28 protein-coding genes are annotated in these 24365 nt (G+C 66.7%); 24 read left to right on the forward strand and 4 right to left on the reverse strand.

Features of this window, described 5'->3' with window-relative positions:
* Positions 1-6: 6 nt before the first annotated feature.
* The 5 genes from H6935_12605 (at position 7) to H6935_12625 (ending at position 4372) form a co-directional block, all read left to right on the forward strand.
* The gene (locus H6935_12605; GenBank protein MCP5279187.1) at positions 7-651 is read left to right on the forward strand and encodes an AAA family ATPase; all 645 of its coding nucleotides are present in this window, start codon (positions 7-9) and stop codon (positions 649-651) included.
* A gap of 14 nt (positions 652-665) precedes the next feature.
* Positions 666-911, forward strand: a complete 246-nt coding sequence (locus H6935_12610; GenBank protein ID MCP5279188.1) for a hypothetical protein — start codon at positions 666-668, stop codon at positions 909-911.
* A gap of 101 nt (positions 912-1012) precedes the next feature.
* Positions 1013-3133 (forward strand): STAS domain-containing protein, encoded by a 2121-nt coding sequence (locus tag H6935_12615; protein MCP5279189.1) that lies wholly within the window; start codon positions 1013-1015, stop codon positions 3131-3133.
* Positions 3130-4074 carry a sodium-dependent bicarbonate transport family permease gene (locus tag H6935_12620; protein MCP5279190.1) on the forward strand — a complete coding sequence of 315 codons (945 nt, stop codon included), beginning with the start codon at positions 3130-3132 and terminating at the stop codon, positions 4072-4074. The genes H6935_12615 and H6935_12620 overlap by 4 nt, the downstream gene beginning before the upstream one ends.
* A gap of 4 nt (positions 4075-4078) precedes the next feature.
* Positions 4079-4372 (forward strand): transcriptional regulator, encoded by a 294-nt coding sequence (locus tag H6935_12625; GenBank protein ID MCP5279191.1) that lies wholly within the window; start codon positions 4079-4081, stop codon positions 4370-4372.
* A 40-nt stretch (positions 4373-4412) separates the two neighbouring features.
* On the opposite strand, the gene nhaR is transcribed toward H6935_12625, so the two are convergent.
* Entirely contained in the window at positions 4413-5366 is a 954-nt protein-coding gene (gene nhaR / locus H6935_12630; GenBank protein ID MCP5279192.1) for a transcriptional activator NhaR, read from the reverse strand.
* A 198-nt stretch (positions 5367-5564) separates the two neighbouring features.
* On the opposite strand from nhaR, the gene H6935_12635 reads away from it, so the two are divergent.
* From H6935_12635 to H6935_12700, 14 genes are all read left to right on the forward strand, one after another.
* Positions 5565-5981 (forward strand): twin-arginine translocation signal domain-containing protein, encoded by a 417-nt coding sequence (locus tag H6935_12635; GenBank protein MCP5279193.1) that lies wholly within the window; start codon positions 5565-5567, stop codon positions 5979-5981.
* Between the two features lie 95 nt (positions 5982-6076).
* Positions 6077-6967 carry a protease HtpX gene (htpX, locus tag H6935_12640; protein ID MCP5279194.1) on the forward strand — a complete coding sequence of 297 codons (891 nt, stop codon included), beginning with the start codon at positions 6077-6079 and terminating at the stop codon, positions 6965-6967.
* Complete coding sequence (locus H6935_12645) at positions 6968-7933, forward strand: TerC family protein (GenBank protein MCP5279195.1); 966 nt, start codon at positions 6968-6970, stop codon at positions 7931-7933.
* Positions 7930-8463, forward strand: a complete 534-nt coding sequence (locus H6935_12650; protein ID MCP5279196.1) for a TIGR00645 family protein — start codon at positions 7930-7932, stop codon at positions 8461-8463. Before H6935_12645 ends, H6935_12650 begins: the two co-directional genes overlap by 4 nt.
* Positions 8464-8543: 80 nt before the next feature.
* On the forward strand, positions 8544-9641 hold the full coding sequence (locus H6935_12655) for a calcium/sodium antiporter (GenBank protein ID MCP5279197.1): 1098 nt from the start codon (positions 8544-8546) through the stop codon (positions 9639-9641).
* On the forward strand, positions 9641-11914 hold the full coding sequence (locus H6935_12660) for a DUF4040 domain-containing protein (protein ID MCP5279198.1): 2274 nt from the start codon (positions 9641-9643) through the stop codon (positions 11912-11914). Before H6935_12655 ends, H6935_12660 begins: the two co-directional genes overlap by 1 nt.
* On the forward strand, positions 11911-12312 hold the full coding sequence (locus H6935_12665; protein ID MCP5279199.1) for a Na(+)/H(+) antiporter subunit B: 402 nt from the start codon (positions 11911-11913) through the stop codon (positions 12310-12312). The genes H6935_12660 and H6935_12665 overlap by 4 nt, the downstream gene beginning before the upstream one ends.
* Positions 12309-12695, forward strand: coding sequence for an NADH-quinone oxidoreductase subunit K (locus H6935_12670; protein MCP5279200.1), 387 nt, complete (start codon positions 12309-12311; stop codon positions 12693-12695). The genes H6935_12665 and H6935_12670 overlap by 4 nt, the downstream gene beginning before the upstream one ends.
* Positions 12695-14149, forward strand: coding sequence for a Na+/H+ antiporter subunit D (locus H6935_12675; GenBank protein MCP5279201.1), 1455 nt, complete (start codon positions 12695-12697; stop codon positions 14147-14149). The genes H6935_12670 and H6935_12675 overlap by 1 nt, the downstream gene beginning before the upstream one ends.
* Positions 14146-14481: a Na+/H+ antiporter subunit E gene (locus tag H6935_12680; GenBank protein MCP5279202.1), complete on the forward strand. Its 336-nt coding sequence runs from the start codon at positions 14146-14148 to the stop codon at positions 14479-14481. The genes H6935_12675 and H6935_12680 overlap by 4 nt, the downstream gene beginning before the upstream one ends.
* Positions 14478-14753, forward strand: coding sequence for a pH regulation protein F (locus H6935_12685; protein ID MCP5279203.1), 276 nt, complete (start codon positions 14478-14480; stop codon positions 14751-14753). The genes H6935_12680 and H6935_12685 overlap by 4 nt, the downstream gene beginning before the upstream one ends.
* Complete coding sequence (locus H6935_12690) at positions 14750-15037, forward strand: monovalent cation/H(+) antiporter subunit G (GenBank protein ID MCP5279204.1); 288 nt, start codon at positions 14750-14752, stop codon at positions 15035-15037. The genes H6935_12685 and H6935_12690 overlap by 4 nt, the downstream gene beginning before the upstream one ends.
* A gap of 63 nt (positions 15038-15100) precedes the next feature.
* Positions 15101-16126 carry a hypothetical protein gene (locus H6935_12695; GenBank protein MCP5279205.1) on the forward strand — a complete coding sequence of 342 codons (1026 nt, stop codon included), beginning with the start codon at positions 15101-15103 and terminating at the stop codon, positions 16124-16126.
* Between the two features lie 109 nt (positions 16127-16235).
* A complete protein-coding gene (locus tag H6935_12700) occupies positions 16236-17444 on the forward strand; it encodes a cation:proton antiporter (protein ID MCP5279206.1) in 1209 nt (402 codons plus the stop codon).
* An 85-nt stretch (positions 17445-17529) separates the two neighbouring features.
* Here the strand turns inward: H6935_12700 and H6935_12705 are convergent, their stop codons facing one another.
* A complete protein-coding gene (locus H6935_12705) occupies positions 17530-17940 on the reverse strand; it encodes a hypothetical protein (protein ID MCP5279207.1) in 411 nt (136 codons plus the stop codon).
* An 85-nt stretch (positions 17941-18025) separates the two neighbouring features.
* Between H6935_12705 and H6935_12710 the strand changes: the two genes are divergently transcribed.
* From H6935_12710 to H6935_12730, 5 genes are read left to right on the forward strand one after another with little or no spacing between them, the layout of a single operon-like run.
* Positions 18026-18424, forward strand: coding sequence for a phosphate-starvation-inducible PsiE family protein (locus tag H6935_12710; protein MCP5279208.1), 399 nt, complete (start codon positions 18026-18028; stop codon positions 18422-18424).
* Positions 18425-18482: 58 nt separating this feature from the next.
* Positions 18483-19466: a chromate resistance protein gene (locus tag H6935_12715; protein MCP5279209.1), complete on the forward strand. Its 984-nt coding sequence runs from the start codon at positions 18483-18485 to the stop codon at positions 19464-19466.
* Positions 19463-20818, forward strand: a complete 1356-nt coding sequence (gene chrA / locus H6935_12720; protein MCP5279210.1) for a chromate efflux transporter — start codon at positions 19463-19465, stop codon at positions 20816-20818. The genes H6935_12715 and chrA overlap by 4 nt, the downstream gene beginning before the upstream one ends.
* Before the next feature lie 3 nt (positions 20819-20821).
* Complete coding sequence (locus tag H6935_12725) at positions 20822-21148, forward strand: sulfurtransferase (protein ID MCP5279211.1); 327 nt, start codon at positions 20822-20824, stop codon at positions 21146-21148.
* Positions 21145-21597 (forward strand): chromate resistance protein, encoded by a 453-nt coding sequence (locus H6935_12730; protein ID MCP5279212.1) that lies wholly within the window; start codon positions 21145-21147, stop codon positions 21595-21597. Before H6935_12725 ends, H6935_12730 begins: the two co-directional genes overlap by 4 nt.
* Before the next feature lie 5 nt (positions 21598-21602).
* On the opposite strand, the gene H6935_12735 is transcribed toward H6935_12730, so the two are convergent.
* Together H6935_12735 and H6935_12740 are read right to left on the reverse strand one after the other, a co-directional pair.
* A complete protein-coding gene (locus tag H6935_12735) occupies positions 21603-22451 on the reverse strand; it encodes a serine protein kinase RIO (GenBank protein ID MCP5279213.1) in 849 nt (282 codons plus the stop codon).
* 193 nt (positions 22452-22644) lie between these two features.
* A complete protein-coding gene (locus H6935_12740; GenBank protein ID MCP5279214.1) occupies positions 22645-23940 on the reverse strand; it encodes an HlyC/CorC family transporter in 1296 nt (431 codons plus the stop codon).
* Positions 23941-24365 lie beyond the last annotated feature (425 nt).

Here is a 24365-nt window from a genome sequence, read left to right on the forward strand (position 1 = left end):
CACGCCATGCGCGGCGGCGTGCTGGCCCTGGTCAACCTGAAAGGGGGCTGCGGCAAGACCACCCTGGCCATGAACCTGGCCGCCGGTCTGGCCCGGCAGGGCCGCGTCGCCCTGGTGGATGCCGATCCGCAAGCGGCCTCGCGGCATTGGCTGGAGTGGAGCCAGGGCAACGCGGACGACGCGCTGCCTAGCGTGATGACGGCCGACGGCGATCCCGTCGCCGCCATCGAAGCGGCGCGGCGGCGTCATGCCCAGGTGGTGGTGGATTGCCCGCCCTCCCTCGACATGGCCATCACCCGGGAGGTGATGACCCGCGCCGAGCGGGTGCTGATCCCGGTGTTGCCCTCGCCGCTGGATCTGTGGGCCAGCGCCGAGACGGTGGCGGTGGTGCATCAGGCGCGGGCGGCCAATCCTGCGCTCCGGGCCTGGCTGCTCATCAACCAGGCCGAACCCGCCAGCGCCCTGTCGCGCGTCTTCGCGCGCACCCTGGCGGGGCTGGAATTGCAGGTGCTGCCGGTGGTGGTGCGGCGGCGCGCTGCCTACCGCACGGCGGTGCTGGAAGGACGCAGTGTGTATGCCCTCGGGTATCGGGGCCGCGAGGCCGCCGCCGAGATCGATCAAGTGATCCAGGCCATTCAGGCTGGCTCGTAACAGGAGTGCGGAACATGAGCAAACTGGAAGACAAACTGGCCGCCAGCATCAAGCCGGGCAAAGCGGCGCCGACTGCGCCGACAAAGCGGGCCGTCGCGCCGAAAGCGGAGAAGGTAACCACGGAGAAGGCATCCACCGCACCGGTCATGCGGCCGGCCAGAACCGCTGCGGCGAAGGTGACGCCTTCGGATACGACGGCCGCGGCATCTCCTGCTCCCACCAGCAGCATCCTGCACCCGCGTCGGGTCTGGCCCGACTGACGGGGGCGCCGTCAGGCGCAAACAACCGGGTGTCTCCGGCGGATTCCGGCGCCCCCGGCACACCAGGACTTTGACTACGCAGTGTCTGAAACGGACCGACCATGACCTCCGCCGACAAGGGAATCCTGCACCGCTTCATGCCCTTCCTGGCCTGGTTCCCCATGAACCGGGAGACCCTGCGGGGGGACCTGGTGGCGGGCATCACCGTCACCCTGATCCTGGTGCCCCAGAGCATGGCCTATGCCCAACTGGCGGGCCTGCCGGTGGTCTATGGCCTGTACGCCGCCTTCATTCCGGTGATCGTCGCCTCTTTGTGGGGCTCCCTGCGCCAGCTCCACACCGGGCCGACTGCCATGCTGGCCCTGATGTCCGCCGCCGCGCTCTTGCCCCACGCCACACCGGGCAGCGACGACTTCATCCAGCTGTCCATCATGCTGGCCCTGCTGGTGGGGGTGCTGCGTCTGGTGCTGGGTCTGTTCCGCCTGGGGCTCATCGTCAACTTCCTGTCCCATCCGGTGATCATCGGCTTCACCAACGCCGCCGCCCTGATCATCGGCCTGTCCCAGCTCAACAAGCTGATCAACGTGCCCATGCCGCGCAGCGAGGTGTTCCTGGCGGACCTGTGGGTGGTGCTGCAGCAGCTGGGCAGCACCCACTGGCCCACGCTGCTGTTCGGCCTCACCGCCTTCGCCGTCATCTTCGGCCTGCAAAAGAAGTCTCCCCGCCTGCCGGCCATCCTCATCGCCATCCTGGTGACCACGCCGGTGAGCTGGCTGATCGGCTTCGAACGCAGCACTCAGACGCCCCTCGCCGCCATCCATGCCGAGGCCCTCCAGGCGGACATCCAGGCCTTTGTCGCGGCCCAGACCCAGGCAAAGGACAAGAATGCCGACGTGGCCCGCCTGCAGGCCGAGCTGGTCCGGCTGGAATCCCGGGAGGGGGGCGCGGACATCCAGCGCATCGAAGTTCAGGCGAGTCTGGAGCGGGCCAAGCTGGAACTGGCCCAGGCCCGCGCCGCCATCAACCGGCTGAGCGTGCAATTGCACCGTGCCGACCTGGTGGCGGAAACCGGGCCGGAGCGCGCTACCCGCTACGTGCTGGCCGGTGTGCGTCCCGAGGGCGAGCCCCTGGGCCTGGGCCACTGGCGCTTCGCCGGCATCCAGGGCGACCAGGTGAAGCTCACCGGTGGCGGCGAGGTGGTGGGGGCCATTCCCACCGGCCTGCCCGCCCCCAGCCTGCCGCCGGTGCAGTGGGATCTGGTGCTGCCCCTGTTGCCCGCCGCCCTAATCATGGCCCTGCTGGGTTTCATGGAGGCCACCTCCATCACCCAGGCCATCGTCGCCAAGACCCGCCAGCGGGTGGACATCAACCAGGAACTGGTGGGCCAGGGCCTGGCCAACATCGTCGGCAGTTTCTTCCAGGCCTTCGTGGTGAGCGGTTCCTTCTCCCGCTCGGCGGTGGCCGCCCGGGTGGGGGCCAAGACCGGTCTCTTCGCCATCGTCAGCGCCCTGGGCGTCATGGCGGTGATCCTGTTCCTCACCCCCTTGCTCTATCACCTGCCCCAGGCGGTGCTGGCGGTGATCATCATGCTGGCGGTGTTCGGCCTGATCCGGGTGAAGGCCCTGCTGGAGGCCTGGCGGGTGAACCGGCTGGACGCCCTGGTGGGCTGGGTGACCTTCTTCGCCACCCTGGCCATGGCCCCGGCCCTGGCCAATGGCATCCTGCTCGGGGTGGGCCTCACCGTGCTGCTCTTCATGGTGCGCAACATGCGGCCCCGGGCCGACATCCTGGGCCGCAACCCGGACGGTTCCCTGGGGGGCGTGGACAGCAACGGCCTCACCCCCCTGGGCAGCGGCTTCGTGGCCCTGCGCTTCGACGGCTCCCTCAACTTCGTCAACGCCGCCTACTTCGAGGAAAGCGTGCTGGCCGCCCAACTGCGCTTTCCCGAGGCCCGGGCCCTGCTGGTGGTAGGCAACGGCATCAACGACATCGACGTGTCCGGCCAGGAAAAGGTGCGGGCCCTGGTGCAACGCCTGGCCGACAGCGGCGTGGATCTGTATTTCAGCAGCCTGAAGCGCCAGGTGCGGGCGGTGTTCGAGCAGCCCGCGCTGGCAGCGGTGGTGCCCGCCGACCACGTGTTCAAGACCAAGGAACAGGCTTTGAGCGCCCTGGAGGCCCGTTACGGCGGCGCCGGCCAGCCAACGGATAACGGTGCGTCATGAGCTTCGAACCCGTTGTCCTGTTTTTCGTGTTGGGGGTGGCCGCCGGTCTGGCCCGTTCGGACCTGAAGATTCCGTCCAGCATCTACGACGCGCTGTCGATCTACCTGCTCCTGGCCATCGGCCTCAAGGGCGGGGTGAAACTGGCCGAGCATGCCGATGCCGGTATGCTTCTGGATGGTGCGGTGATCGTGCTGGCGGGGGCGCTGATTCCCCTCATCGCCTTTCCCATCCTGCGCTGGATGGGCCGTATGAACCGGGCCGACTCCGCCTCCATCGCCGCCCACTACGGTTCGGTGAGCGTGGTCACGTTCTCCGTGGGCGTGACTTTCCTGGCCCAGGAGGCGCAGGCCTTCGAGGGCTACATGATCGCCTTCCTGGTGTTGCTGGAAATGCCCGCGCTGGTCATCGGCGTGCTGCTCGCCCGGCACGGCCAGGGCACGGTGAAGTGGGGCAAGCTGCTGCATGAAGTGTTCTTCGGCAAGAGCATCTTCCTGCTCGCCGGCGGGCTGGTGATCGGCTACCTGGCCGGCCCGGAAGGCATCCAGCCCCTGGATGCCTTGTTCTTCGACCTGTTCAAGGGGGTGCTGGCCTTGTTCCTGCTGGAGATGGGCCTGGTGGCTGCCGGTCGGGTGGCGGATCTGCGTGCCCACGGCGCCTTCCTCATCGGCTTCGCCGTCGTCATGCCCTTGATCTCCGGTTTTCTGGGCACCCTGGTAGGCTGGTCGCTGGGCTTGAGCCTGGGCGGAACCCTGCTGCTCGCCACCCTCTACGCCAGCGCGTCCTATATCGCCGCCCCGGCGGCCATGCGCATCGCCGTGCCAGAGGCCAACCCGGGCCTGTCCATCGGCGCGGCCCTGGGCGTCACCTTCCCGTTCAACCTGTTCATGGGGATTCCGGTGTATTACTGGATGGCGCAAACCCTGTACCGCGTCGGAGCCTGAGATCATGAATACACCCAACCGCCTGCTCCTCACCATCGTCTGCGAGGCTGTGCTGGAACCCTTCCTGGAAGAGGAGCTGCCGCACCTCGGCGTGACCGGCTACACCATCACCGACGCCCGGGGCCTGGGCACCCACGGCCGCCGCACCGGCGCCTGGCGGAAGGAGGGCAACATCCGCGTGGATATCCTATGCGACCCGGGCCTGGCGGAACGGGTGGCGGAACACCTGCGCCGCGAATACGAGGCCAACTATGGCCTGCTGATCTTTTCGTCCCCCGTCCAGGTGCACAGCGCCTGAGGACGGCCTCAGATTTCACAGCCGGGGCATGAGCTCCGTTTCAGCGGCTTCGCCCCGGCGGGGCCGTTTTTTTTGCTGTGGTGTCCGCCCGTTCTCCGTCGTCGGGGAAGAGATCCTGGGTGGCGCTTTGCAGTATGGCCAGTATTGCCGGGTGGCTGACGCGGCGTTCCACGGAGATGCCATAGAAGCGTTCCGTGACCCCCTCCGGCCGGCCCAGTTCCACCAGGCCGTCCTGTTGGCAAATCTGTCCGGCGATGGTGGCGGGGGCAGGGAAGATGCCGTTGCCCTCCTGGCCGAAGGCCCGCATCAGGGCACTGTCGTCGAATTCGCCGACGATGCGGGGATGCACGTCCTGGGCCGCCAGCCAGCGCAGCAGACGTCCACGCATGGCGGTGCCTTCGCCGGGGATCAGCAGAGGGGCGCCCTCCAGGCAGGCTGGAAAGTCGCCCTGCAACTGTCCAGCCAGTTCGGGCTGGGCCAGCAGGGCCACGCCGCACTCCCCCAGCTTGTGGCTATAGCCCTTCACCTCGGCGTCTGTCGGCATGGGGCTGTCCGCCAGCACCAGGTCCAGGCGGTGGATGGCCAGTTCCCCAAGCAGGCGGGGCAGCTTGTCTTCCCTGCAGACGATGTGTACCGGCTCGGGCAAGGCCATGGCCGGTGCCAGCAGGTGGTAGGCGATGGATTTGGGTAGCACGTCGGCCAGGCCCACGCGGAACACCAGGGGGCGGTCGGTGGGGCTGCCCCGCAACACCTGCTCCAGCTCGCCACCGGTACGGAAGATATCCTCCGCGTAGGACAGGGCCAGCTGGCCCGTATCCGTCAGCTCCAGGCGGCGGCCCACGCGGCGGAACAGATGCACGCCCAGGTTGTCTTCCAGCAGGGCGATCTGGCCGGACAGGGTCTGGGGCGTCAGGTGCAGGCGCTCGCTGGCCCGGGTGATGCCGCCGTCCTTGGCCACGCGCCAGAAATAGTGCAGTTGCTTGTAGTTGATCATGTTCTGCAATGACGAATGATATGTAAGAAATATTCGAATTTTATTGATGTTTGAGGTGACCTACCATGAGGCCGTCATCATCTCCATGGAAGTATCGGATCATGGTTTTCGGTCTGTTCCATCAATATGGTTTTCACGTCCGGCCCTGCCCCGGGACACCACATGCCAGCCGCGCGTGGCGGCACCGGGAGGCTTGATATGGACCGGCGAGGTTTCCTTGCGGTGGCCGGAGTGGCGGGCGCGGCCCTGGCCATGGGCGGCTGTTCCGAGCCGCCTTACGCCAATGTGGATAGCGCCCAGCTCAAGGCCCTGCTGGACCAGGGAGTGCCCCTCTACGACATACGCCGGCTCGACGAATGGCGCCAGACGGGCGTGGTGGCTGGCAGCCGCACCCTGACTTTCGTCGATGGGAGCGGCCGCCTGAATCCGGACTTCCTGGCGCGTTTTACTGCCGAGGTGGCGAAGGATGCCCCGGTGGCCCTAATCTGCCGCACCGGCAACCGTACTCAGACCCTGGCCCGGGAGTTGGCAGCCCTGGGCTACACCCGCGTCTATAACGTGGAAGGCGGCATCACCCGGTGGCTGGGCGACGCGTTTCCCGTCGTCCGCCACTGAGAAAGCCCCAGGCATGGAATGGCCGAGCATGCCTTCACCCATAACCGTAGGCTTTTTCCAAGTCGATCTTTGATGTCATCCGAGGAGTCCATCCCATGAAACGCATCGTCCTGTTCCTGGCCACCAACATGGCCATCGTGCTGGTGCTCTCCATCACCATGCGCCTGCTGGGGGTAGAGCCCTACCTGAACGAGCAGGGCCTGAATCTCCAGGCCCTGCTGATCTTCGCCGCCATCATGGGCTTCGGCGGCGCCTTCATCTCCCTGGCCATCTCCAAGTGGACGGCCAAGATGTCCACGGGGGCCCGGGTCATCACCGACCCCCGCACGCCGGAGGAACTCTGGCTGGTGCAGACCGTCGCCCGCCAGGCCCAGGCCGCCGGCATCAAGATGCCCGAGGTGGCCATCTACGATTCCCCCGAGGTGAACGCCTTCGCCACGGGCATGACCAAGAACAGCTCCCTGGTGGCCGTGTCCACGGGCCTGCTGCGGGGCATGACCAAGGAAGAGGCGGAGGCGGTGCTGGGCCACGAGGTGAGCCATGCCGCCAACGGCGACATGGTGACCATGGCCCTGATCCAGGGGGTGGTGAACACCTTCGTCATGTTCCTGTCCCGGATCATCGGCCACACGGTGGACAAGGTGGTGTTCAAGAACGAGCGGGGCCACGGGCCGGCCTTCCTCATCACCGTCATCGTGGCCGAGCTGGTGCTGGGCATCCTGGCTTCCATCATCGTCATGTGGTTCTCCCGCCAGCGGGAATTCCGTGCCGACGCGGGGGGCGCCAGCCTGGCCGGGCGCCAGGCCATGATCAACGCCCTGAAGCGCCTGGGCAGCCTGCATCCGTCCCCCCTGCCGGACAAGATGGCGGCCTTCGGCATCGCCGGCGGCGTTGGTGGCGGCCTGAAGCGCCTGTTCATGACCCATCCGCCCATCGAGGAGCGCATCGCTGCCCTGGAAGCGGCCAATGCAGGGGTGCGACGCTAAATGGAACTCGCCAGCGTGGTCCCGCCGGTCTTCTGGGCCGGTTTTATCTTCTTCGTCCTGGCCATGCTGGCCCTGGACCTGTTCGTCCTGGGTGGCAAGTCCGCCCACAAGGTGAGTGCCCGGGAGGCCCTGGGTTGGACCGGGGTGTGGGTCACCCTGTCCCTGAGTTTCGCCGCCATGCTGTGGTGGTGGCTGGACGGCACGGCGGGCCGGGCGGTGGCCAACGCCAAAGCCCTGGAGTTCCTCACCGGCTATCTCATAGAGCTGTCCCTGTCGGTGGACAACATCTTCGTGTTCATCATGATCTTCGGCTTCTTCGCCGTGCCGACCGAGTACCAGCGCCGGGTGCTGATCTACGGCGTGCTGGGAGCCATCATCATGCGCGCCGCCATGATTCTGGGCGGAGCCTTGCTGGTGCAGCAGTTCCACTGGGTGCTCTACCTGTTCGGCGCCTTCCTGGTGATCACCGGCTTCAAGATGCTGATCTTCGCCGACAAGGAAGCGGACCTGAACGCCAATCCGGTGCTGAAGTGGCTGCGGGGCCACCTGCGCATCACCCACGAGTACCACGGCGAGAAATTCACGGTCATGAAGGACGGCGTGCGCTGGTTCACGCCCCTGTTCCTGGTGCTCATGCTCATCGAGACCTCGGACGTGATCTTCGCCGTGGACAGCATTCCCGCCATCTTCGCCATCACCACGGACCCCTTCATCGTCTTCACCTCCAACATCTTCGCCATCATGGGGCTGCGGTCCATGTATTTCCTGCTGGCGGATCTCAACGGCCGCTTTCACCTGCTCAAGTACGGCCTGGCCCTGGTGCTGGTGTTCGTGGGTGTGAAGATGCTCATTGCCGACCTTTACAACGTACCCATTGGCCTGGCCCTGGGCATCGTGGCTGTTATCCTCGCCACATCCGTGGCAGCCAGCCTGGCAGCCACCCGCAATAAGGAGGTCAACGCATGAAACATATGGAAAACCACCTGGAGCGCATGCTCTTCGCCAGCCGCTGGCTGCTGGTTCCCTTCTACATCGGCCTCATCCTGGCCCTGGCCCTGCTGCTGGTGAAATTCGTCAAGGAATTCATGCACTTCGTGCCCGTGGTGTTCACTGGCGAAGGGGGGGACGTGATCATCGGCGTGCTGACCCTGGTGGACGTGGTGATGGTGGCCAACCTGCTCATCATCATCGTCTTCGCCGGCTACGAGAACTTCGTCTCCCGCTTCGACGCCGCCGAGCACGAGGACTGGCCCGGCTGGATGGGCCACGTGGGCTTCGCGGAATTGAAGATGAAGCTCATCGGCTCCATCGTTGCCATCTCCGGTATCGAGCTGCTCAAGGCCTTCATGCACGTGGAGAGCCTCAGCAACGAGCAACTGGCCTGGAAGGTGGGCATCCACATGACCTTCGTGGTTTCCGGCGTGCTGTTTGCGCTCATGGACCGAATTACCGCCGACAAGGCGGGAGGGCGTGGCGCGGGAGACCACGGCGCCTGATACCGGGGCCCGGAGGCGCGGCACAAGCGGTGCATCCCGAAATGGTTGGCGCGGGCTGGCCGTGAAATGGAGGAGTCGGCATGCTGATGTTCGTGATCGGGCTGGTGGCATTGATCCTGGGGGCGGAACTCCTGGTGCGGGGCGCCTCCCGGCTGGCCCTGTCCCTGGGCATCACCCCCCTGGTGGTGGGCCTTACCGTGGTGGCCTTCGGCACCAGTGCCCCGGAACTGGCGGTTTCGGTGCAGTCCGCCTGGACCGGCCAGGTGGACATCGCCCTGGGCAACGTGGTGGGCAGCAACATCTTCAATGTGCTGTTCATCCTGGGCCTCTCCGCCCTCATCACCCCCCTGGTGGTGCACCAGCAGGTGATCCGCCAGGAAGTGCCCATCATGATCGGCGTCTCCCTGCTGCTATGGGCCCTGGCCCTGGACGGCGGCATCAACCGCTGGGAGGGCCTGTTGCTGACTGCCCTGGTGGTGGGCTACACGGTGCTGCTCATCCGCCAGAGCCGGCGGGAAACGGCGGCGGTCCAGGCGGAGGTGGACGCGGAATACACCGAGGCCTTCGACGGTCCGCCCAAGGAGGTGGGCGCCCACTGGGGCGTACAGGTCCTCCTCATCCTGGCGGGCCTGGCCCTGCTGGTGCTGGGCGCTGGCTGGCTGGTGGAGGCGGCGGTGGCCTTCGCCCGCCACCTGGGGGTGAGCGAACTTGTCATCGGTCTCACCATCGTCGCCGCCGGGACCTCCCTGCCCGAGGTGGCCACCTCGGTCATGGCTGCGCTTCGTGGGGAGCGGGACATCGCCGTGGGCAACGTGGTGGGCAGCAACATCTTCAACATCCTGTCGGTGCTGGGCATCTCCGCCAGCGTGGCCCCGTCCGCCCTGGACGTGGCGCCGTCCATTCCGGTCCTGGATCTGCCGGTGATGGTGGCCGTGGCCGTGGCCTGCCTGCCGGTGTTCTTTACCGGCAACCGCATCGATCGCTGGGAGGGAGGGCTGTTCCTGGGCTTGTATGCGGCCTATACCCTGTACCTGATCCTCCATGCCAGCGGCCATGATGCCTTGCAAGGCTACAGCGCGGTGATGGGGGGCTTCGTGCTGCCCCTGGTGGCCGTCACCCTGCTGACACTGGCCTGGCGCCAGTGGCAGGCGCGGCCCCGAGGAAGCGGCGCAGGTTGATGCAAGCCGAGGGCGCCGCACCTCCTGCCGGCCCGCAGCATACTGGGCTGACTCACCTCGCGTTGCTGGCCCTGCCCGCCGCCGCCTTCCTGCTCCTGGCCTGGGGCCTTGGCCGGTACCCCCTGCCCTGGCACCTGAACCTGTCCTGGGCGCCCAGCCTGGGTCTGGAGGCGGCCTTTCGTGTGGACGGCCTGGCGGCCCAGATGCTGGCCCTCATCACCGGCATCGGCGCCCTGGTTTTCGTCTACGCCCACGGCTACCTGGACCACGAGCCCGGAAGGGACAGGCTCCTGGGCATCCTGGCTCTGTTCATGCTGGCCATGGTGGGGGCGGTGACGGCAGACAACGTCGTCCTGCTGTTCCTGTTCTGGGAACTAACCAGCCTCACCTCCTTCCTGCTGGTGGGGTGGAACCACAACGATCTTGATGCCCGGTCCTCCGCCCGCCAGGCCTTGCTCATCACCATGGCCGGCGGCCTGGCCCTGCTGGGCGGCCTCATCCTGCTGGCCCAGATGGCCGGCGCCTGGACCCTGTCAGGCATCATCGTCGCCGCCCCGGCTTTCCCGGACGATCCGCGCCTGCCCTCCGCCCTGGCGCTGGTCTTCCTGGGGGCCTTCACCAAGTCGGCCCAGTTTCCCTTCCACTTCTGGCTGCCCAATGCCATGTCCGCGCCCACGCCGGTGTCCGCCTACCTGCATTCGGCCACCATGGTGAAGCTGGGCATCTACCTGCTGGCCCGGCTCGACCCGGCCTTCAACGACCTACCATTGTGGGAGTTTACCCTGGTGGGCGTCGGCACCCTCACCGCCCTGTGGGCCGCCGTGCTGGCCCTGCGGGAGCGGGATCTGAAGCGCATCCTGGCCCGCACCACCGTGTCGGCTCTGGGCATCCTGGTCATGCTGGTGGGCCTGCCCAGCCCCGGCGCCGGCCTGGCGGTGGTGGCCTTCATGTTCGCCCACGCCCTCTACAAGGCACCCCTTTTCATGGTGGCGGGCAATATCGACCATGCCACCGGTACGCGTAGCATCGACCATCTCATGGGCCTGCGCCGCACCATGCCCTGGACCGCCGCCGTGGCGGTGCTGGCCGGTCTGTCCATGGCGGGCCTGCCCATGTCCTTCGGCTTCGTGGCCAAGGACGTGATCACTACAGCCAAGGCCGAATCCGAGGTGCTGGCCCTGGTGGGTCATGCCACCCTGCTGGTGAATGCCATCGTCGTGGCGGTGGCCGGGGTGGCCGCCGTGCGGGTGTTCTGGGGGCCGCCGGAGGCGCCCCGGGGGCAGGTCCATGAAGTGCCCTGGTCCATGCGCCTGCCGCCCCTGGCCATCGCCCTCCTGGCCTTGGAGTTCGAGTTCCTGCCCAGCCTGGCCGATCCCCTGCTGGCGGAGGCGGCCCGGTCCGTATCGCCGGGCCTGGACGCGGTGACGGTGGCCGCCACCTATACATTCGACGGCACCCTCTCGGCCCTGGAGATCACCTTGGGCCTGGGGCTGGTGCTGTTCCTGGTCTGGGACCGGCTACACGACGTCCTGCATCGTTTGCATTGGCTTGACCGCTACGGCCCCGGCGCATTTTTCGAGCGCGTCCTGCATGCCATTCCCCTCGTGGCCGCCTGGCAGACCCGCCACCTGCAGACGGGCAGCCTAACCGGCTACCTGCGCCTGACTTTGGCGGGATTGCTGCTCATGGGCCTGGGCCTCATTCTGCTGGACGCGCCCGGCTTGCGCCCGGACTGGCCGGCCCTGCTGGCCTGGCCCGACAACGCCTGGGCCTGGGCGGTGGCCACCGTCCTCATGGCGGGGGGGGCGGTGAGTGCCGTGGTCATGAAGCAGCGCATCGCCCTGCTCATGGCCAGCGGCCTGGTGGGCTATGGCTCGGCAGTGTTGTTCCTGTTTGCCGGCGCGCCGGACCTGGCCTTCACCCAGTTCGCCGTGGAGTCGGTACTGGTGGTCATGGCTGCCAGCATCCTGTTCCACCTGCGGCCCAAGGCGGACGCCCCCCAGGCACACAAGCCCATGGATTATCTACTGGCCGGCGCGGCGGGCCTGGCCACCTTCCTGCTGCTGGCCCACCTGGCGGGCCTGGAGGCCCAGACCGTCCTGGCCCAGTGGTTCGGCGCCCACAGCCTGCCCGAGGCCCGGGGCCGCAACGTGGTCAACGTGATCATCGTGGACTTCCGTGCCCTGGACACCCTGGGGGAGGTCGCGGTGCTGGCCTTCTCCCTTCTGGCGGCCCTGCCCTTGCTGGCGGCCATGGGCGGGAGGCGGCCATGAGCCAGCGTTCCCCCGTGCTGGAGCGGGCTGCCCTGCCGGTCTACTGGGCCATGCTGGCGGTGGCCCTCTTCATCTTCCTGCGGGGCCACAACGAGCCCGGTGGCGGCTTCATCGGCGGCCTGGTGGCAGTGGCGGCCAGCGCCTTGCTGGCCATCGTCCTGGGGCCGGTCCAGGCTAGGCGACGCCAGCCCCTGGCCCCCCTTTCCCTGGCCATGGCCGGCGTGGGCCTGGCCCTGCTGAGCGGTGTTCCTGCCCTGTTCGCGGGCCTGCCTTACCTCACCCATCTGTGGGCGGGTGGCCTGTCCACGGTGCTGCTCTTCGACCTGGGGGTGTTCTGCGTGGTATGGGGCAGCCTGACGGGCTACCTGTATTCCCTGCTGGAGGAGGGCCGGACATGAGTCTGATGCTGAGCCTGGGCCTGGCCGTGATCGTGGCGGCAGGCGTGCTGCTGGTCCTGTCCCGGGACATGGTCCGCCTGGTCATCGGCCTGGCCATGCTGGGAGGCGTGGCCAACCTGGTGGTGTTCCTGGCGGGGAAGCCGGGCACCCTGGTGCCGCCCGTCATCGCCGCCGGCGCCGCCGCGTTGCCCGAGGCGACGGCCAACCCCTTGCCCCAGGCCCTGGCCCTCACGGCCATCGTCATCGGTTTCGCCCTGCTGTGCTTCGCCCTGGTGCTGGTCGCCCGCCTGGCCCGCCATGATCCCCGGGAGGATGCGGACGCCCTGGGGGCCACGGAGCCGCTGGCCACGGACCCCGTCAAACCGCCGGTGATGGAGCCCTGATGCAGTTGCTGCTTCCCATCCTCATCCCCCTGGCCACGGCTCTGCTGACAGCCCTGCTGCCGGAGCGGGGCAGGGCACGGCGGCTCACCGGCCTGGCCGGTGCGGCCTTGCTGGTGGTGGCCGCCGTCGGGCTGCTGAGAGGCCTGCCTACGGGCACCCGCCTTTCCCTGGCCCTGGGTGACTGGCCCCTGCCCTACGGCATCGAACTGGCCGCCGATGCCCTGAGCGCAGGCCTGGTGGTCGTGGCCGCCTTGCTGGGGCTGGCGGCCATGGTCTACCGCCTGGGCAACGAGGAGGGGGAAGGCAGCCTGGCGGCCTCGCCCCTGGCCCATGGCCTTATCGCTTCGGTGTGCGCCGTGTTCCTGGCTGCGGACCTGTTCAACCTCTACGTGTGGTTCGAGCTCATGCTCATCTGCACCCTGGGCCTGTTGGTGGGCCGCGGCGATCCCCGGGGCAGCGAGGCCGCCTTCAAGTACCTGGCCCTGAACCTCCTGGGCACCCTGGTGCTGCTGGTGGCGGTGGCCCTCATCTACGGCGCCGGGGGGCAGCTCAATTTCTCCGCCCTGACACTGGCGGTCCAGGACCCGGCGGTGGCGACGGCCATGGGCCCCTATCTGGCCCTGTTGCTGCTGGCCCTGCTCATGAAGGCAGGGGCCCTGCCCCTGTTCGCCTGGCTGCCGGCTAGCTACCACGTGCTGCCCCCCGCCGCCCTGGCCCTGGTGGGGGGACTGCTCACCAAAGTGGCGGCCTACGTGCTGCTGCGCCTGGCGGGCCAGGTGTTCAGCCTGCCGGAATTGTGGCTCGAGGCCCTGGGCTGGCTGGCCCTGGTCACCATGGTGGCCGGGGTGGTGGGGGCGGCCTACCACTGGGACGTGCGCCGCATCCTGGCCCTGCACATCGTCAGCCAGGTTGGCTACCTGTTGCTGGGAATCGCCCTGGCCAGTCCGGCGGGGGCCGCCGGCACGGCCTTCTTCGCCGTGCACAACATCCTGGTGAAGGCCAACCTCTTCCTTATCGCCGGCCTCATGTGGGGGGCGTCTGGCCATTTCGACCTGCGCCGCCTGGGCGGGCTGTATGCCGCCCGGCCCTTCCTGGCCCTGCTGTTCCTGATCAGCGCCTTCTCCCTGGTGGGAGTGCCCCCCAGCACCGGTTTCTGGGGCAAGTTCATGCTGGTGGGGGAGGCCTTCGAGCAAGGGCGCTACGTGTGGGGCGGCGGCGCCCTGGCGGTAGGCTTCCTCACCCTGTATTCCATGAGCAAGATATGGGTGGAGGGCTTCTGGAAGACCCACCCGGCGGGGGAGGGCGGGTTGGTGGCCCAGTTCTTCCGGCCCGCCTACAGCGCGGTTCTGTTGCTGAGCCTGGTGATCCTGGCCATGGGCCTGTATCCAGAACCTTTCCTCCAGTGGGCCCAGGTGGCCACCTCGCAATTCTGGCTGACAGGAGTGAAACCATGAACCGCCTGGGCAATTTCCTGCTGCTGCTGAGGAACCTGGCCTGGGAAGCCGTGCGGTCCGGTTGGAGCACGGCCCTGGCCATCCTCTTTCCCAGGCATCGGGTGCATCCGGGTTTTGCCCGCCTGGCCTACGCCGAACTGGGGGAGGGAGGCGTCGCCTTGCTGGCCTTGCTGGTGACCCTGACACCGGGCACCACATGCGTGTCAGTGGATGAGGAAAAGCACGAACTGCTGCTGCATTTGCTGGATGTGGACCTGGCTGAGTCCACCCTGGCGGACATCCGCCGGGATTTCCTGGCACCCTTGCAGGCCATGTACGGAGCGAGAGCATGACCCTGATCTGGATCTTCGTCGTCCTGGCGGGCTTGGCGACCTTGCCCGGCTTCCATCGCCTGCTGGCGGGTCCCTCGCCCACGGACCGGGTGGTAGGCCTGGACCTGCTGTTCGCCGTGGCCATCGTCTTAAACCTGCTGGCTTCCGTGGCCAGCGGCCGCACGGTCTACCTGGACGTGGCCATCGGCCTGGCGGCGGTGGGTTTCGTCGCCACCCTGGCCTGGGCGCGGCTGGTCCAGCGCCAGTCAGATGCTGAAAAGGGGCAGCCATGATCCTGGGCGCACTCGGCTGGCTGGTCCTCGGCCTGGCGCTGGCCGTCCTGCTTATCGCTGCCCTGGGGGTGTACCGCCTGCCGGATGTCCTGGCCCGTCAGCATGCCGCCACCAAGGCTGGGACCCTGAGTCTGGCCCTGGCCACTCTGGGAACCGGGTTGCTTGCCTGGGACGCCGCCTGGACCTGGCGCCTGGTCCTGTTGGTGTTGATCCTGCTGGCCGTATTGCCCCTGGCCTCCCATGCCCTGGCCCGGGCGGCCATGGCCGGCAGTGAAACCGAATAGCCCTTTCCACCGGCAACCGTGGCGTACCACGCTCGTTTATTCCGCCGGATCGGGGTCCTGTTTGTGACGCTCCTGTCCCCCATGGCCTGGGGCGGTATGGGCGAGGCTGGCATCCATCCGCCCCCTGCAACCCCCACCCCGGTGGAACTGGAACGGGAGCTGCTGGCGCCCTGGCAGGCGGGAGGGGAGATGGTCGTGTACGCCGCGGCCGATGGCACTCCCCGGGCCGGTCGAAGGTCGGTGTCGCCGGCCGATGCCGGCGAGGAACAGGCCCGTCGGTCCGAGCATTTTGCTCTGGCCCGCAAGCTCAACCTGGTGAACGCCTACCGGGTGGTGCCTTACGTTCTGCCCCTGGCCAGGGAACAGGTCGAGTTGCTTGAACGATTTGCCCACACCGACGCGGGAGCGGTCTGGTTCCGGGAAGTGGCGGACGACACCCTGCGCCTATTCAACCAGGGTTATCTGGACTACGACGCGGAGCGTTGGAAGGACTTTGTTGACGGAGGTCCGCGGCCGCGCCTGTCGGAACTGATAAGCGGACGCCTGTCCGACGCCGGCCTGTTCTCCCAGGATGCGGTGGTCTTCCGCATCTACGCCTACAGCGGCACCGGCTCCATGGGTGCGGCGGCCAGCGTGCGCATGGGGCACGCCGGTTTCCGTTGCCGGTTCCAGATGAGCGGGGAGGCAGTGGACCCCTTCGCCATCCTCTCCCACGAGTTTGGCCACAGCCGCTATGGCGACCCCTGGAGCGCGGGCATGCCCCTGGGCGAGGCCCGCACCGTGGCCCGTTATGAGAACCCCGTGCGCCTGCGGGATGGTTTTCCACCCCGCCTGGTGTATTACCTGCGCATGGACCCAGGCCGGCCGATCGGTACCCGGGACCCGCTCTACAACCGCTTGCTGGCCTGGCGTGAGAACAAACAGCAGGATATCGCCGAGCTGGCGCCCGTGGAGGGGCTGTACTGCGAGTGTCCAGACGCCCCCTCAAGCCTGCGAAACTGCCTGACGGAACCTGATCCGACCCAATGCGAGTTGCGCTGGGTGGCGGTGCGGGTGACCGAGCCCAGTCCAGGGATGGAAGGCCATTGAAGTGAAACTGGGCCCATGCCGCCACTCTGGTAATGTCCTCGTTCATCCATGGACCGGCCCCGGTCTGCATGGGAACCCGCATCAAACTATTCATCTCTTTTGAAAAACCATGGAAGCCCACGTCTTTTTCCTCCACCTGATGATCATTCTGCTGGCTGCCCGGTTGTTCGGCGAGCTGGCGGTGCGCCTGGGGGCGCCGGCGGTGCTGGGGGAACTCATGGCCGGCGTGGTGGTGGGCCCCAGCCTGCTGGGTTGGCTGGCGGTGGACGACGTGATCAAGTTGCTGGCGGAGATCGGCATCATCCTGCTGCTGTTCGAGGTGGGCCTGGAGACGGACGTGGGCAAGCTGCTCAGGAGCGGCAAGCGTTCGGCCTTCGTGGCCATGATGGGTTTCTTCCTGCCCTTCGGTTTCGGCTTCGCCCTGGCCTTCTGGGGCTTTGGCCTGGAACTGCTGGTGTCCCTGTTCGTGGGCGGCACACTGACCGCCACCAGCATCGGCATCACCATCCGTACCCTCACCGACCTGAATCGCCACAATAGCCTGGAGGGCCAGGTGGTGCTGGGGGCGGCGGTGCTGGACGATGTCATGGGCGTGGTGCTGCTGGCCCTGCTCTACGAGTTCTCCATCGGCGGCGGCGTCAACCTCACCAATGCCGGCAAGGTGACCCTGTTCGTGGTGGTGTTCTTCCTCATCGCCCCCAGCATGGCCAAGCTCATCTCCCTGGCCATCCACAAGGCCCACCGGGCCACGGACATTCCGGGCCTGATCCCCACCACCATCGTCTCCCTGGTGTTGTTCTTCGCCTGGCTGGCCCATGCCATGGGGGTGCCGGCCCTGCTGGGAGGCTTCGCCGCCGGCCTGGCCCTGTCCCGTTTCTTCTTCCTGCCCTTCGGCATCGCCCTGAAGACCGACCCCAAGTTCGCCCACACCATCGAAAGCCAGATGCGGCCCATCGTGCATCTGTTCACGCCCATCTTCTTCGTCGCCGTGGGCCTGTCCCTGAACATGCGGGAGATCGACTGGAGTTCCGCCTTCATCTGGCAGTTTTCCCTGGGCATGCTGGTGCTGGCGGTGGGAGGCAAGGTCCTGGGCGCCCTGCTGTTGCGGGAGGACTGGGCCACCCGCTGGCGCATCGGCGTGGCCATGGTGCCCCGGGGCGAGGTGGGCCTGATCTTCGCCGAGCTGGGCCGCACCTCGGGCATCTTCAGCAACGAGATCTATGCCGGCATGCTGCTGGTGGTGGCCTTCACCACCCTGGTGGCGCCCTTGGGCCTGAAGCTGCTCTACAGGGGTGAGCCGGATCTGGCCGGCCGGTAGCCCGGAGGAGCGGAGCGAATCCGGGGGAGATCGCCAGGTTTCCCGGACTCGGCCTGACGGCCTCCTCCGGGCTACGGAGGGGTGCTCAGCCCGGCCGCCGGGCCTCGAATTTCAGTACCCGGGCGGGCCCGTCGATCCGGCCCTTGGACGCCAGGGCCTGGAGGGCCAGGTGGAATTCCCGGGGCAGGCGCTTCATGGTTTCCAGGCCGCTTTCCTCGTAGCAGGCCAGCTCATAGCTCACCGGCTCATCCAGCGCCTCCCGTTCGTCGGAGCGGAAGCACTGCCAGGCCACCATGGCCCAGGTCTTGTACTGGCTGTCGAGGAAGATGAACTCGTCCCGGTCCAGGATGGCCAGCACCTGCATGGAGCGGATGGGCACGAAGGCCACACCACTGGGGCCGCGGGCCTGGAGGGTCCTGGCCAGGTTGTAGGTGTCCGCCGGCAGCTGGCGGACTTCCCGGAGGATGGCCTGGTCACGATAGACGGTGATTTCCATGGGTTCTGGCTTTTCGGAACGACCGGGAGCCAGTATAACGGGCGCTAAATCCAATAAGACATGCCGCAAAGAGAGAGGAAGACCCATGCGCCAGAACCTGTTTACCCATCACGCCCAGTCAGTCCTCGGCTTCATCGAATTCGCGGGCCTGGCGGTCATCACCGTGGCCACGGTCATTGCCGGTGTCGGCGAGGTGGGCGTGATGCTGGACGCCCAGGCCGTGACCCTGGCGGACCTGCTGCTCCTCTTCCTCTACCTGGAAATCCTGGCCATGGTCGGGTTGTACTTCCAGTCCGGCAAACTGCCCGTGCGCTTTCCCATCTACATCGCCATCGTGGCCCTGGCCCGCTACCTGGTCCTGGACATGAAGAACCTGGACCTGTGGCACATGCTGGGCATCGCCGGCTCCATCCTGCTGCTGACCCTGGCGGTGCTGGTCATCCGCTTCGGCCATGTGCGCTTCTCCTACAAAGAAGGCGAATAGGCGGGGTAAGAAATAATATGTAGATATCTCTACATATTAATGTAGCTATAATTACGCCATGCAAACCAGCGCATGGCACCTCCTCATCCTTTCTCTGCCCACCGGCGGTGCCACGGCGCGCATGCGCCTGTGGCGTGGCCTCAAGGCCATGGGCGCCGTGGCCTTGCGGGATGGGGCCTATCTGCTGCCTGCCGGCGAGGCCCACCGCGCCGTCCTGGCCGAACTGGCCCTGGAAGCGGAGGCGGACCAGGGCTCAGCCTGGCTGCTGGACGTGCAAGCCGATCCTGAACAGGACGCCGCCCTGGAAGCCCTGTTCGACCGGAGCGAGCAATACGCCGCCCTGGAAGTGGAGATGGACGCCGCCCGCCAGCGTCTGTCCGATGATGGTTTGATCGCACCCGACCTGAAGAAGACCCTGCGCGGCCTGCGCCGCCAGCTGGAACAGCTGGTCGCCATCGATTTCTTCTCCGGCCTCGCCCGGGACCGGGCGTCGGAGCAGCTGGCGGACCTGGAACGGGCGGCCCGGTCCCGGCTGTTCCCGGAAGAGCCCACCTCCCGGCCGGCCCTTCTGCCGCGCCTGGACCCGGCCGACTTCCAGGGCCGCACCTGGGCCACCCGCAAGGGGCTTTGGGTGGACCGGCTGGCCAGCGCCTGGCTCATCCAGCGCTTCATCGATGCCCAGGCCCGCTTCCGCTGGCTGGCCCGCATCGAGGATTGCCCGAAGAAGGCCCTGGGCTTCGACTTCGACGGCGCGGCTTTTTCCCATGTGGTGACGGCGGCTGGGGAGCGGGTCACCTTCGAGACCCTGCTGGACAGTTTCGGCCTGGTGGATGACCCGGCCCTCATGCGCTTGGGCGCCATGGTGCATGCCCTGGATGTGGGGGGGCCGGGTACACAACCCACCCCCGAGGCGGCCGGATTTGAATTGATGCTGCGGGGGCTGAAGGTTCGCGTGGCGGATGACGACCAACTGCTGGCCGAGGGCGGCCGCCTGCTGGATGACTTGTACGCGGCCCTGGCCGCCCCTGGAGAAAAGAATTGAGCACGGAAGCGAATCCCGACCTGCAACGTCCTCCCCATCCCGGTTTCTGGGAGGCCTTCGTCTACTGGCTGAAGCTGGGCTTCATCAGCTTCGGCGGCCCCGCCGGGCAGATCGCCATCATGCACCAGGAGCTGGTGGAGAAACGCCGCTGGATCAGCGAGCACCGCTTCCTCCACGCCCTCAACTACTGCATGGTGCTGCCGGGTCCCGAGGCTCAGCAGCTGGCCATCTACATCGGCTGGCTGCTGCACCGCACCTGGGGCGGCATCGTCGCCGGCACCCTGTTCGTGCTGCCCTCCCTGTTCATCCTGGCGGGTCTGACCTATGTGTACCTGGCCTTCGGCGACGTGACCTTCGTGCAGGGCCTCTTCAACGGCATCAAGCCGGCGGTGGTGGCCATCGTCGTGTTCGCCGCCTGGCGCATCGGCTCCCGGGCACTGAAGAACAACCTGCTGTGGGCCCTGGCCGCCCTGTCCTTCATCGCCATCTTCGCGTTGAAGATTCCCTTCCCCTACATCGTCCTGGGAGCGGGCGTGCTGGGCTTCATCGGCGGCAAGGTTTGGCCGGACAAGTTCAAGGTGGGGGGCGGCCACGGCGCGTCCAACAAGCAGTACGGCCCGGCCCTCATCGACGACGATACTCCGCCCCTGGCCCACACAAGGTTCAGGGCCGCCTACCTGGGCATGTTGCTGGTGGTGGGCTTCATTCTCTGGGGTGGGGCCATGCTGCTGCTGAGCGACCCGGTGCTGAAAGACATGGGCGAGTTCTTCACCAAGGCGGCCCTGGTCACCTTCGGCGGTGCCTATGCGGTGCTGCCCTACGTCTACCAGGGTGGCGTGGAGCACTACGGCTGGCTCACCGGCACCCAGATGATCGACGGCCTGGCCCTGGGCGAGACCACGCCGGGGCCGCTCATCATGGTGGTGTCCTTCGTCGGCTTCGTGGGTGCCTGGACCAAGGAAATCTACGGCCCGGAGGCCCTGTTCCTGGCCGGTTTTGCCGGCGCCTCGGTGGCCACCTTCTTCACCTTCCTGCCCAGCTTCGTGTTCATCCTGGCGGGCGCGCCCCTGGTGGAATCCACCCACGGCGACCTCAAGTTCACCGCGCCCCTCACCGGCATCACCGCCGCCGTGGTGGGCGTGATCCTCAACCTGGCCATCTTTTTCGGCTGGCACGTGATCTGGCCCCGGGCCACGGAAGCCGCGCCCTTCTCCGGCGGCTTCGAGTGGTTCTACGCCCTCATCTCCATCGCCGCCTTCATCGCCCTGTGGAAGTACAAGCAGGACATCATGCGGGTCATCGGCGCCTGTGCCGCCATCGGCCTTGTCTACACCTTCATCCTTGGAGCCTGAACCATGGACCGCACCATCAAACCCGAGACCCTGAAGTCTGAAATCGCCGGCTCAAACGCAACCCCGTTCATCCTCGACGTGCGCCGCGCCGACGACCGCAACGCCTCCAGCGAACAACTGGCGGGGGCCAACTGGAAAGACCCGGCCCGGATCGCCGAGTGGGCCGATGCACTGCCCAAGGACCGGGATATCGTCCTCTACTGCGTGCGCGGCGGTGGCGTGTCCAACAGCGTGGTGGATGAACTCCAGGCCAGGGGCCTTAAGGCCCGCTTCATCGAGGGCGGCCTCGAGGGCTGGAAGGCAGCGGGCGGCGCGGTGGTGAATAAATGAAGTGGGTTACTCGGGAGCGCCCCAAGATCGACCGCATCGCCTGTCCCTGGCTCATCGCCCGCTTCATCGATCCGGCGGCGGAATTTCTCTATGTGCCGGCGGACCAGGTGCTGCAGGTGGCTGCGGAAACGGGCGCCACGCCCTATGACATCCCCGGCGTGGAATACGGCCATCGCGGCGAGCTATGTAGTTTCGACGCCTTCCTGGACAAGCACGGCCTGGATGAACCGGCCCTGCGCCAACTGGCGGTGATCGTGCGCGGCGCGGATACGGACCGGCATGGCCTGCACCCCGTGTGCGCCGGCCTCCATGCGGTATCCCTGGGGCTGTCCCAGACCTTTGTCGACGACCACGAGATGCTGGGCTACGGCATGGTGATCTACGACGCCCTCTATGCCTGGGTGAAGCAGGGTCAGGGCGAGCGCCACACCTGGAACTATCCAGCCTGAGCCGGCTAGCCCGATTCCTGCATGCGCAAGCGCCGGGCCGCCTCTTCGGCCCGGGCGTCGTCGATTTCCCGCATCACGCCGTGCAGGTCCACCGGCTTCTTGCTGTGCTCGAAGCGGCCGGTGAGCTTCACTTCGGGTTGCAGGTCGCCGTGTTCGTATAAGGCCCAGATTTCCTTGCCGTATTCCATCTGCAGCAAATCCGGGGCGAAGCGCCCGAAATAGTTGCTCAGATTGGCGACGTCCCGCTCCAGCATGGCGCGGGCGTGGTTGTTGCCGGCGGCATCCACCGCCTGGGGCAGGTCGATGATGACCGGGCCCGTCTTGCCCACCAGGATGTTGTATTCCGACAGGTCGCCATGGATGACTCCGGCGCACAGCATCAGCACCACTTGCCGGAGCAGCGTCTGGAAATGCGCCAGCGCCTGCTCCGGCGTGAATTCCATGTCATTCAGGCGGGGCGCCGCGTTGCCATCTTCGTCCGTCACCAGTTCCATCAGCAGTACGCCGGCATGGAAGTTGTAGGGTTTGGGCACGCGCACCCCGGCCCTGGCCAGGCGGTACAAGGCATCGACCTCGGCGTTCTGCCAGGCTTCCTCCTGGGCTTCCCGGCCGTAGCGGGTGCCCTTCGCCATGGCGCGGGCCTGGCGGCTGTTTCTCACCTTGCGGTTTTCCGTGTAGTCGACGCTCTGGCGGAAGGCGCGCTTGTTGGCCTCCTTGTAGACCTTGGCGCAGCGCACCTCGTCGCCGCAGCGGACGACGAACACCATCGCCTCCTTGCCGCTCATGAGCTGGCGGATCACGTCGTCGATCAGGCCGTCTTCCAACAGCGGTAAAAGTCTTTTCGGGATTTTCATGGGCGCATTCTGCGCTGCTTGGAGGGAATCAAGGCAAATGGATCGGCGCGGGCAATCCATTCTGGGGCGCCTATTGTGTAGTTAAGCCTGATCACTGACCCATATACCTGCGCACAAGCCCAGGTGTGCGAGTTTCGGTGGCCGGAGGACTTAACCGCCAACGTTCCCGGGCCAGGGGCCTGTACGAGGACAACTAACCGGACTGCACGGCTTCCGTGATCCGGGCCACCAGCACCCTGTCAACCCGGTTCCTGTCCATGTCCATGACCTCGAAACGCCAGCCTTCCCACTCGAAGTGCTCGGCCATGGCGGGGATGCGCCCCAGCATGTGCATGACGAAACCGCCCAGGGTGTTGTAGGCGTTCTCCTCCTCGCCGGGCAGGTCCTCGTCAATGTCCAGCTCGTACTTCAGGCGTTCGACGGACACGCTGCCATCCACCAGCCAGGACCCGTCCTCCCGCTGCACCATGTCTTGTTCATCCGAGGACGGCAGTTCGCCGACAATGGCGGTGAGCACGTCGGTGATGGTGACCAGGCCTTCCACCTCGCCGTACTCGTCCACGATGAGGGCAAACTGCATGCGTGCCGTGCGGAAGTTCTCCAGCAACTGGGTGGTGGTCACGCTCTCCGGTACGTAGAGCGGGGCACGCAAGGCAGACTCGATGTCCAGGGGCGCGCCTTCCAGGGCGGGCTTGAGCAGGTCGGAGGTGCGCAGCACCCCGACGATGTGCTCCAGCCCATCCCGGCAGACCACGACCCGCTCGTAGGGACTGTCCGCCAGCAGGCGACGGATCTCCTCTTCCGGATCGACGAGGTCGATCAGGTAGATGTCGCTGCGGTGGGTCATGATGGAGGCGATGCGCTGCTCATCCAGGCGCAGCACGTTGGAGACGATCTCCTGCTCGCTCTCGTGGAACACCCCCGCTTCAGCCCCCTGTTCCATCAGCACGTTGATCTCGTCGTCGGTGACCGGCGGCTCGTCCTTGCGCCGCGCCCCCATCAGCCGTAGCAGCAGGCCGGAGGACGAGGACAGCAGCCAGACCAGTGGCCGCGCGCCCCGCGAGAGGGCGTTCATGGGCCGTGCCACCAGGGAGGCGGTGCCTTCCGGCGCCAGCAGGCCCAGGCGCTTGGGCACCAGTTCCCCCACCACCACGGAGAAGTAGGTCAGGCCCACCACCACCACGGTCAGGGCGATACCCTGGGCATAAGGCTCCAGAGGGCCAAATCCGTACAACCAGGCCGCCAGGGGATCAGCCAGGGCGGTTTCGCCGATGGCGCCGCTGAGGATGCCCACGGAGGTGATGCCCACCTGGATGGTGGAGAGGAAATTGGAGGGGTCGCCATGCAGGGCCAGGGCAGATTCGGCGCCCGGGCTGCCGTCTTCGGCGAGGCGTTGCAGGCGGGATTTGCGGGAGGAGACGACGGCGATCTCGGACATGGCGAAAACGCCATTGAGGAGGATCAGGAACAGCAGTAACGCTATATCCATAGAAAGCCGCCCATGGGCTGGCAGGCATGCTGCCCGGGAGTCGAGGTGGGGCGGATTCTAGCATCGTGCCCACGGGGGCTCGGTCGCTGTGGCCGTTCTATTGGACTCGCTCCAAGGGGATGCCGTGCACGACGGCCGACTGCAGGTTACGTACAGGTGGGGCCAGACTGCCCAGGAGTTTCATTGCAGGAACTCCTCCAAGCTGCGCCCCGCAGAAGCGGATCGAGCGGTTGTGGGCGTGCACTTGTTGCTACCCTGCCCGAGAACGAGGATGGTTCTATCGCGCTGGCCGTGCGAAGGACTTGTTCAGTTGCGGATTGGGTGCCCGGGCAGAAGTTGTTTGCTATTCGGTGCAATAAAGAGGATAGTGCGCGCACGATTTTCAAGTAGTGCTGTTGTTGTCTGGTTCAGTACCCGCGCTTCCG

It is taken from the genome of Thiobacillus sp. (genome assembly GCA_024235835.1).
Lineage (GTDB): Bacteria > Pseudomonadota > Gammaproteobacteria > Burkholderiales > Thiobacillaceae > PFJX01.

Bases quoted from the DNA above. Each gene is read 5' to 3' on its own strand.
- H6935_12605 (MCP5279187.1), top strand. From the start codon at position 7: ATGCGCGGCGGCGTGCTGGCCCTGGTCAACCTGAAAGGGGGCTGCGGC.
- H6935_12610 (MCP5279188.1), top strand. From the start codon at position 666: ATGAGCAAACTGGAAGACAAACTGGCCGCCAGCATCAAGCCGGGCAAA.
- H6935_12615 (MCP5279189.1), top strand. From the start codon at position 1,013: ATGACCTCCGCCGACAAGGGAATCCTGCACCGCTTCATGCCCTTCCTG.
- H6935_12620 (MCP5279190.1), top strand. From the start codon at position 3,130: ATGAGCTTCGAACCCGTTGTCCTGTTTTTCGTGTTGGGGGTGGCCGCC.
- H6935_12625 (MCP5279191.1), top strand. From the start codon at position 4,079: ATGAATACACCCAACCGCCTGCTCCTCACCATCGTCTGCGAGGCTGTG.
- nhaR (MCP5279192.1), bottom strand. From the start codon at position 5,366: ATGATCAACTACAAGCAACTGCACTATTTCTGGCGCGTGGCCAAGGAC.
- H6935_12635 (MCP5279193.1), top strand. From the start codon at position 5,565: ATGGACCGGCGAGGTTTCCTTGCGGTGGCCGGAGTGGCGGGCGCGGCC.
- htpX (MCP5279194.1), top strand. From the start codon at position 6,077: ATGAAACGCATCGTCCTGTTCCTGGCCACCAACATGGCCATCGTGCTG.
- H6935_12645 (MCP5279195.1), top strand. From the start codon at position 6,968: ATGGAACTCGCCAGCGTGGTCCCGCCGGTCTTCTGGGCCGGTTTTATC.
- H6935_12650 (MCP5279196.1), top strand. From the start codon at position 7,930: ATGAAACATATGGAAAACCACCTGGAGCGCATGCTCTTCGCCAGCCGC.
- H6935_12655 (MCP5279197.1), top strand. From the start codon at position 8,544: ATGCTGATGTTCGTGATCGGGCTGGTGGCATTGATCCTGGGGGCGGAA.
- H6935_12660 (MCP5279198.1), top strand. From the start codon at position 9,641: ATGCAAGCCGAGGGCGCCGCACCTCCTGCCGGCCCGCAGCATACTGGG.
- H6935_12665 (MCP5279199.1), top strand. From the start codon at position 11,911: ATGAGCCAGCGTTCCCCCGTGCTGGAGCGGGCTGCCCTGCCGGTCTAC.
- H6935_12670 (MCP5279200.1), top strand. From the start codon at position 12,309: ATGAGTCTGATGCTGAGCCTGGGCCTGGCCGTGATCGTGGCGGCAGGC.
- H6935_12675 (MCP5279201.1), top strand. From the start codon at position 12,695: ATGCAGTTGCTGCTTCCCATCCTCATCCCCCTGGCCACGGCTCTGCTG.
- H6935_12680 (MCP5279202.1), top strand. From the start codon at position 14,146: ATGAACCGCCTGGGCAATTTCCTGCTGCTGCTGAGGAACCTGGCCTGG.
- H6935_12685 (MCP5279203.1), top strand. From the start codon at position 14,478: ATGACCCTGATCTGGATCTTCGTCGTCCTGGCGGGCTTGGCGACCTTG.
- H6935_12690 (MCP5279204.1), top strand. From the start codon at position 14,750: ATGATCCTGGGCGCACTCGGCTGGCTGGTCCTCGGCCTGGCGCTGGCC.
- H6935_12700 (MCP5279206.1), top strand. From the start codon at position 16,236: ATGGAAGCCCACGTCTTTTTCCTCCACCTGATGATCATTCTGCTGGCT.
- H6935_12705 (MCP5279207.1), bottom strand. From the start codon at position 17,940: ATGGAAATCACCGTCTATCGTGACCAGGCCATCCTCCGGGAAGTCCGC.
- H6935_12710 (MCP5279208.1), top strand. From the start codon at position 18,026: ATGCGCCAGAACCTGTTTACCCATCACGCCCAGTCAGTCCTCGGCTTC.
- H6935_12715 (MCP5279209.1), top strand. From the start codon at position 18,483: ATGCAAACCAGCGCATGGCACCTCCTCATCCTTTCTCTGCCCACCGGC.
- H6935_12725 (MCP5279211.1), top strand. From the start codon at position 20,822: ATGGACCGCACCATCAAACCCGAGACCCTGAAGTCTGAAATCGCCGGC.
- H6935_12730 (MCP5279212.1), top strand. From the start codon at position 21,145: ATGAAGTGGGTTACTCGGGAGCGCCCCAAGATCGACCGCATCGCCTGT.
- H6935_12735 (MCP5279213.1), bottom strand. From the start codon at position 22,451: ATGAAAATCCCGAAAAGACTTTTACCGCTGTTGGAAGACGGCCTGATC.
- H6935_12740 (MCP5279214.1), bottom strand. From the start codon at position 23,940: ATGGATATAGCGTTACTGCTGTTCCTGATCCTCCTCAATGGCGTTTTC.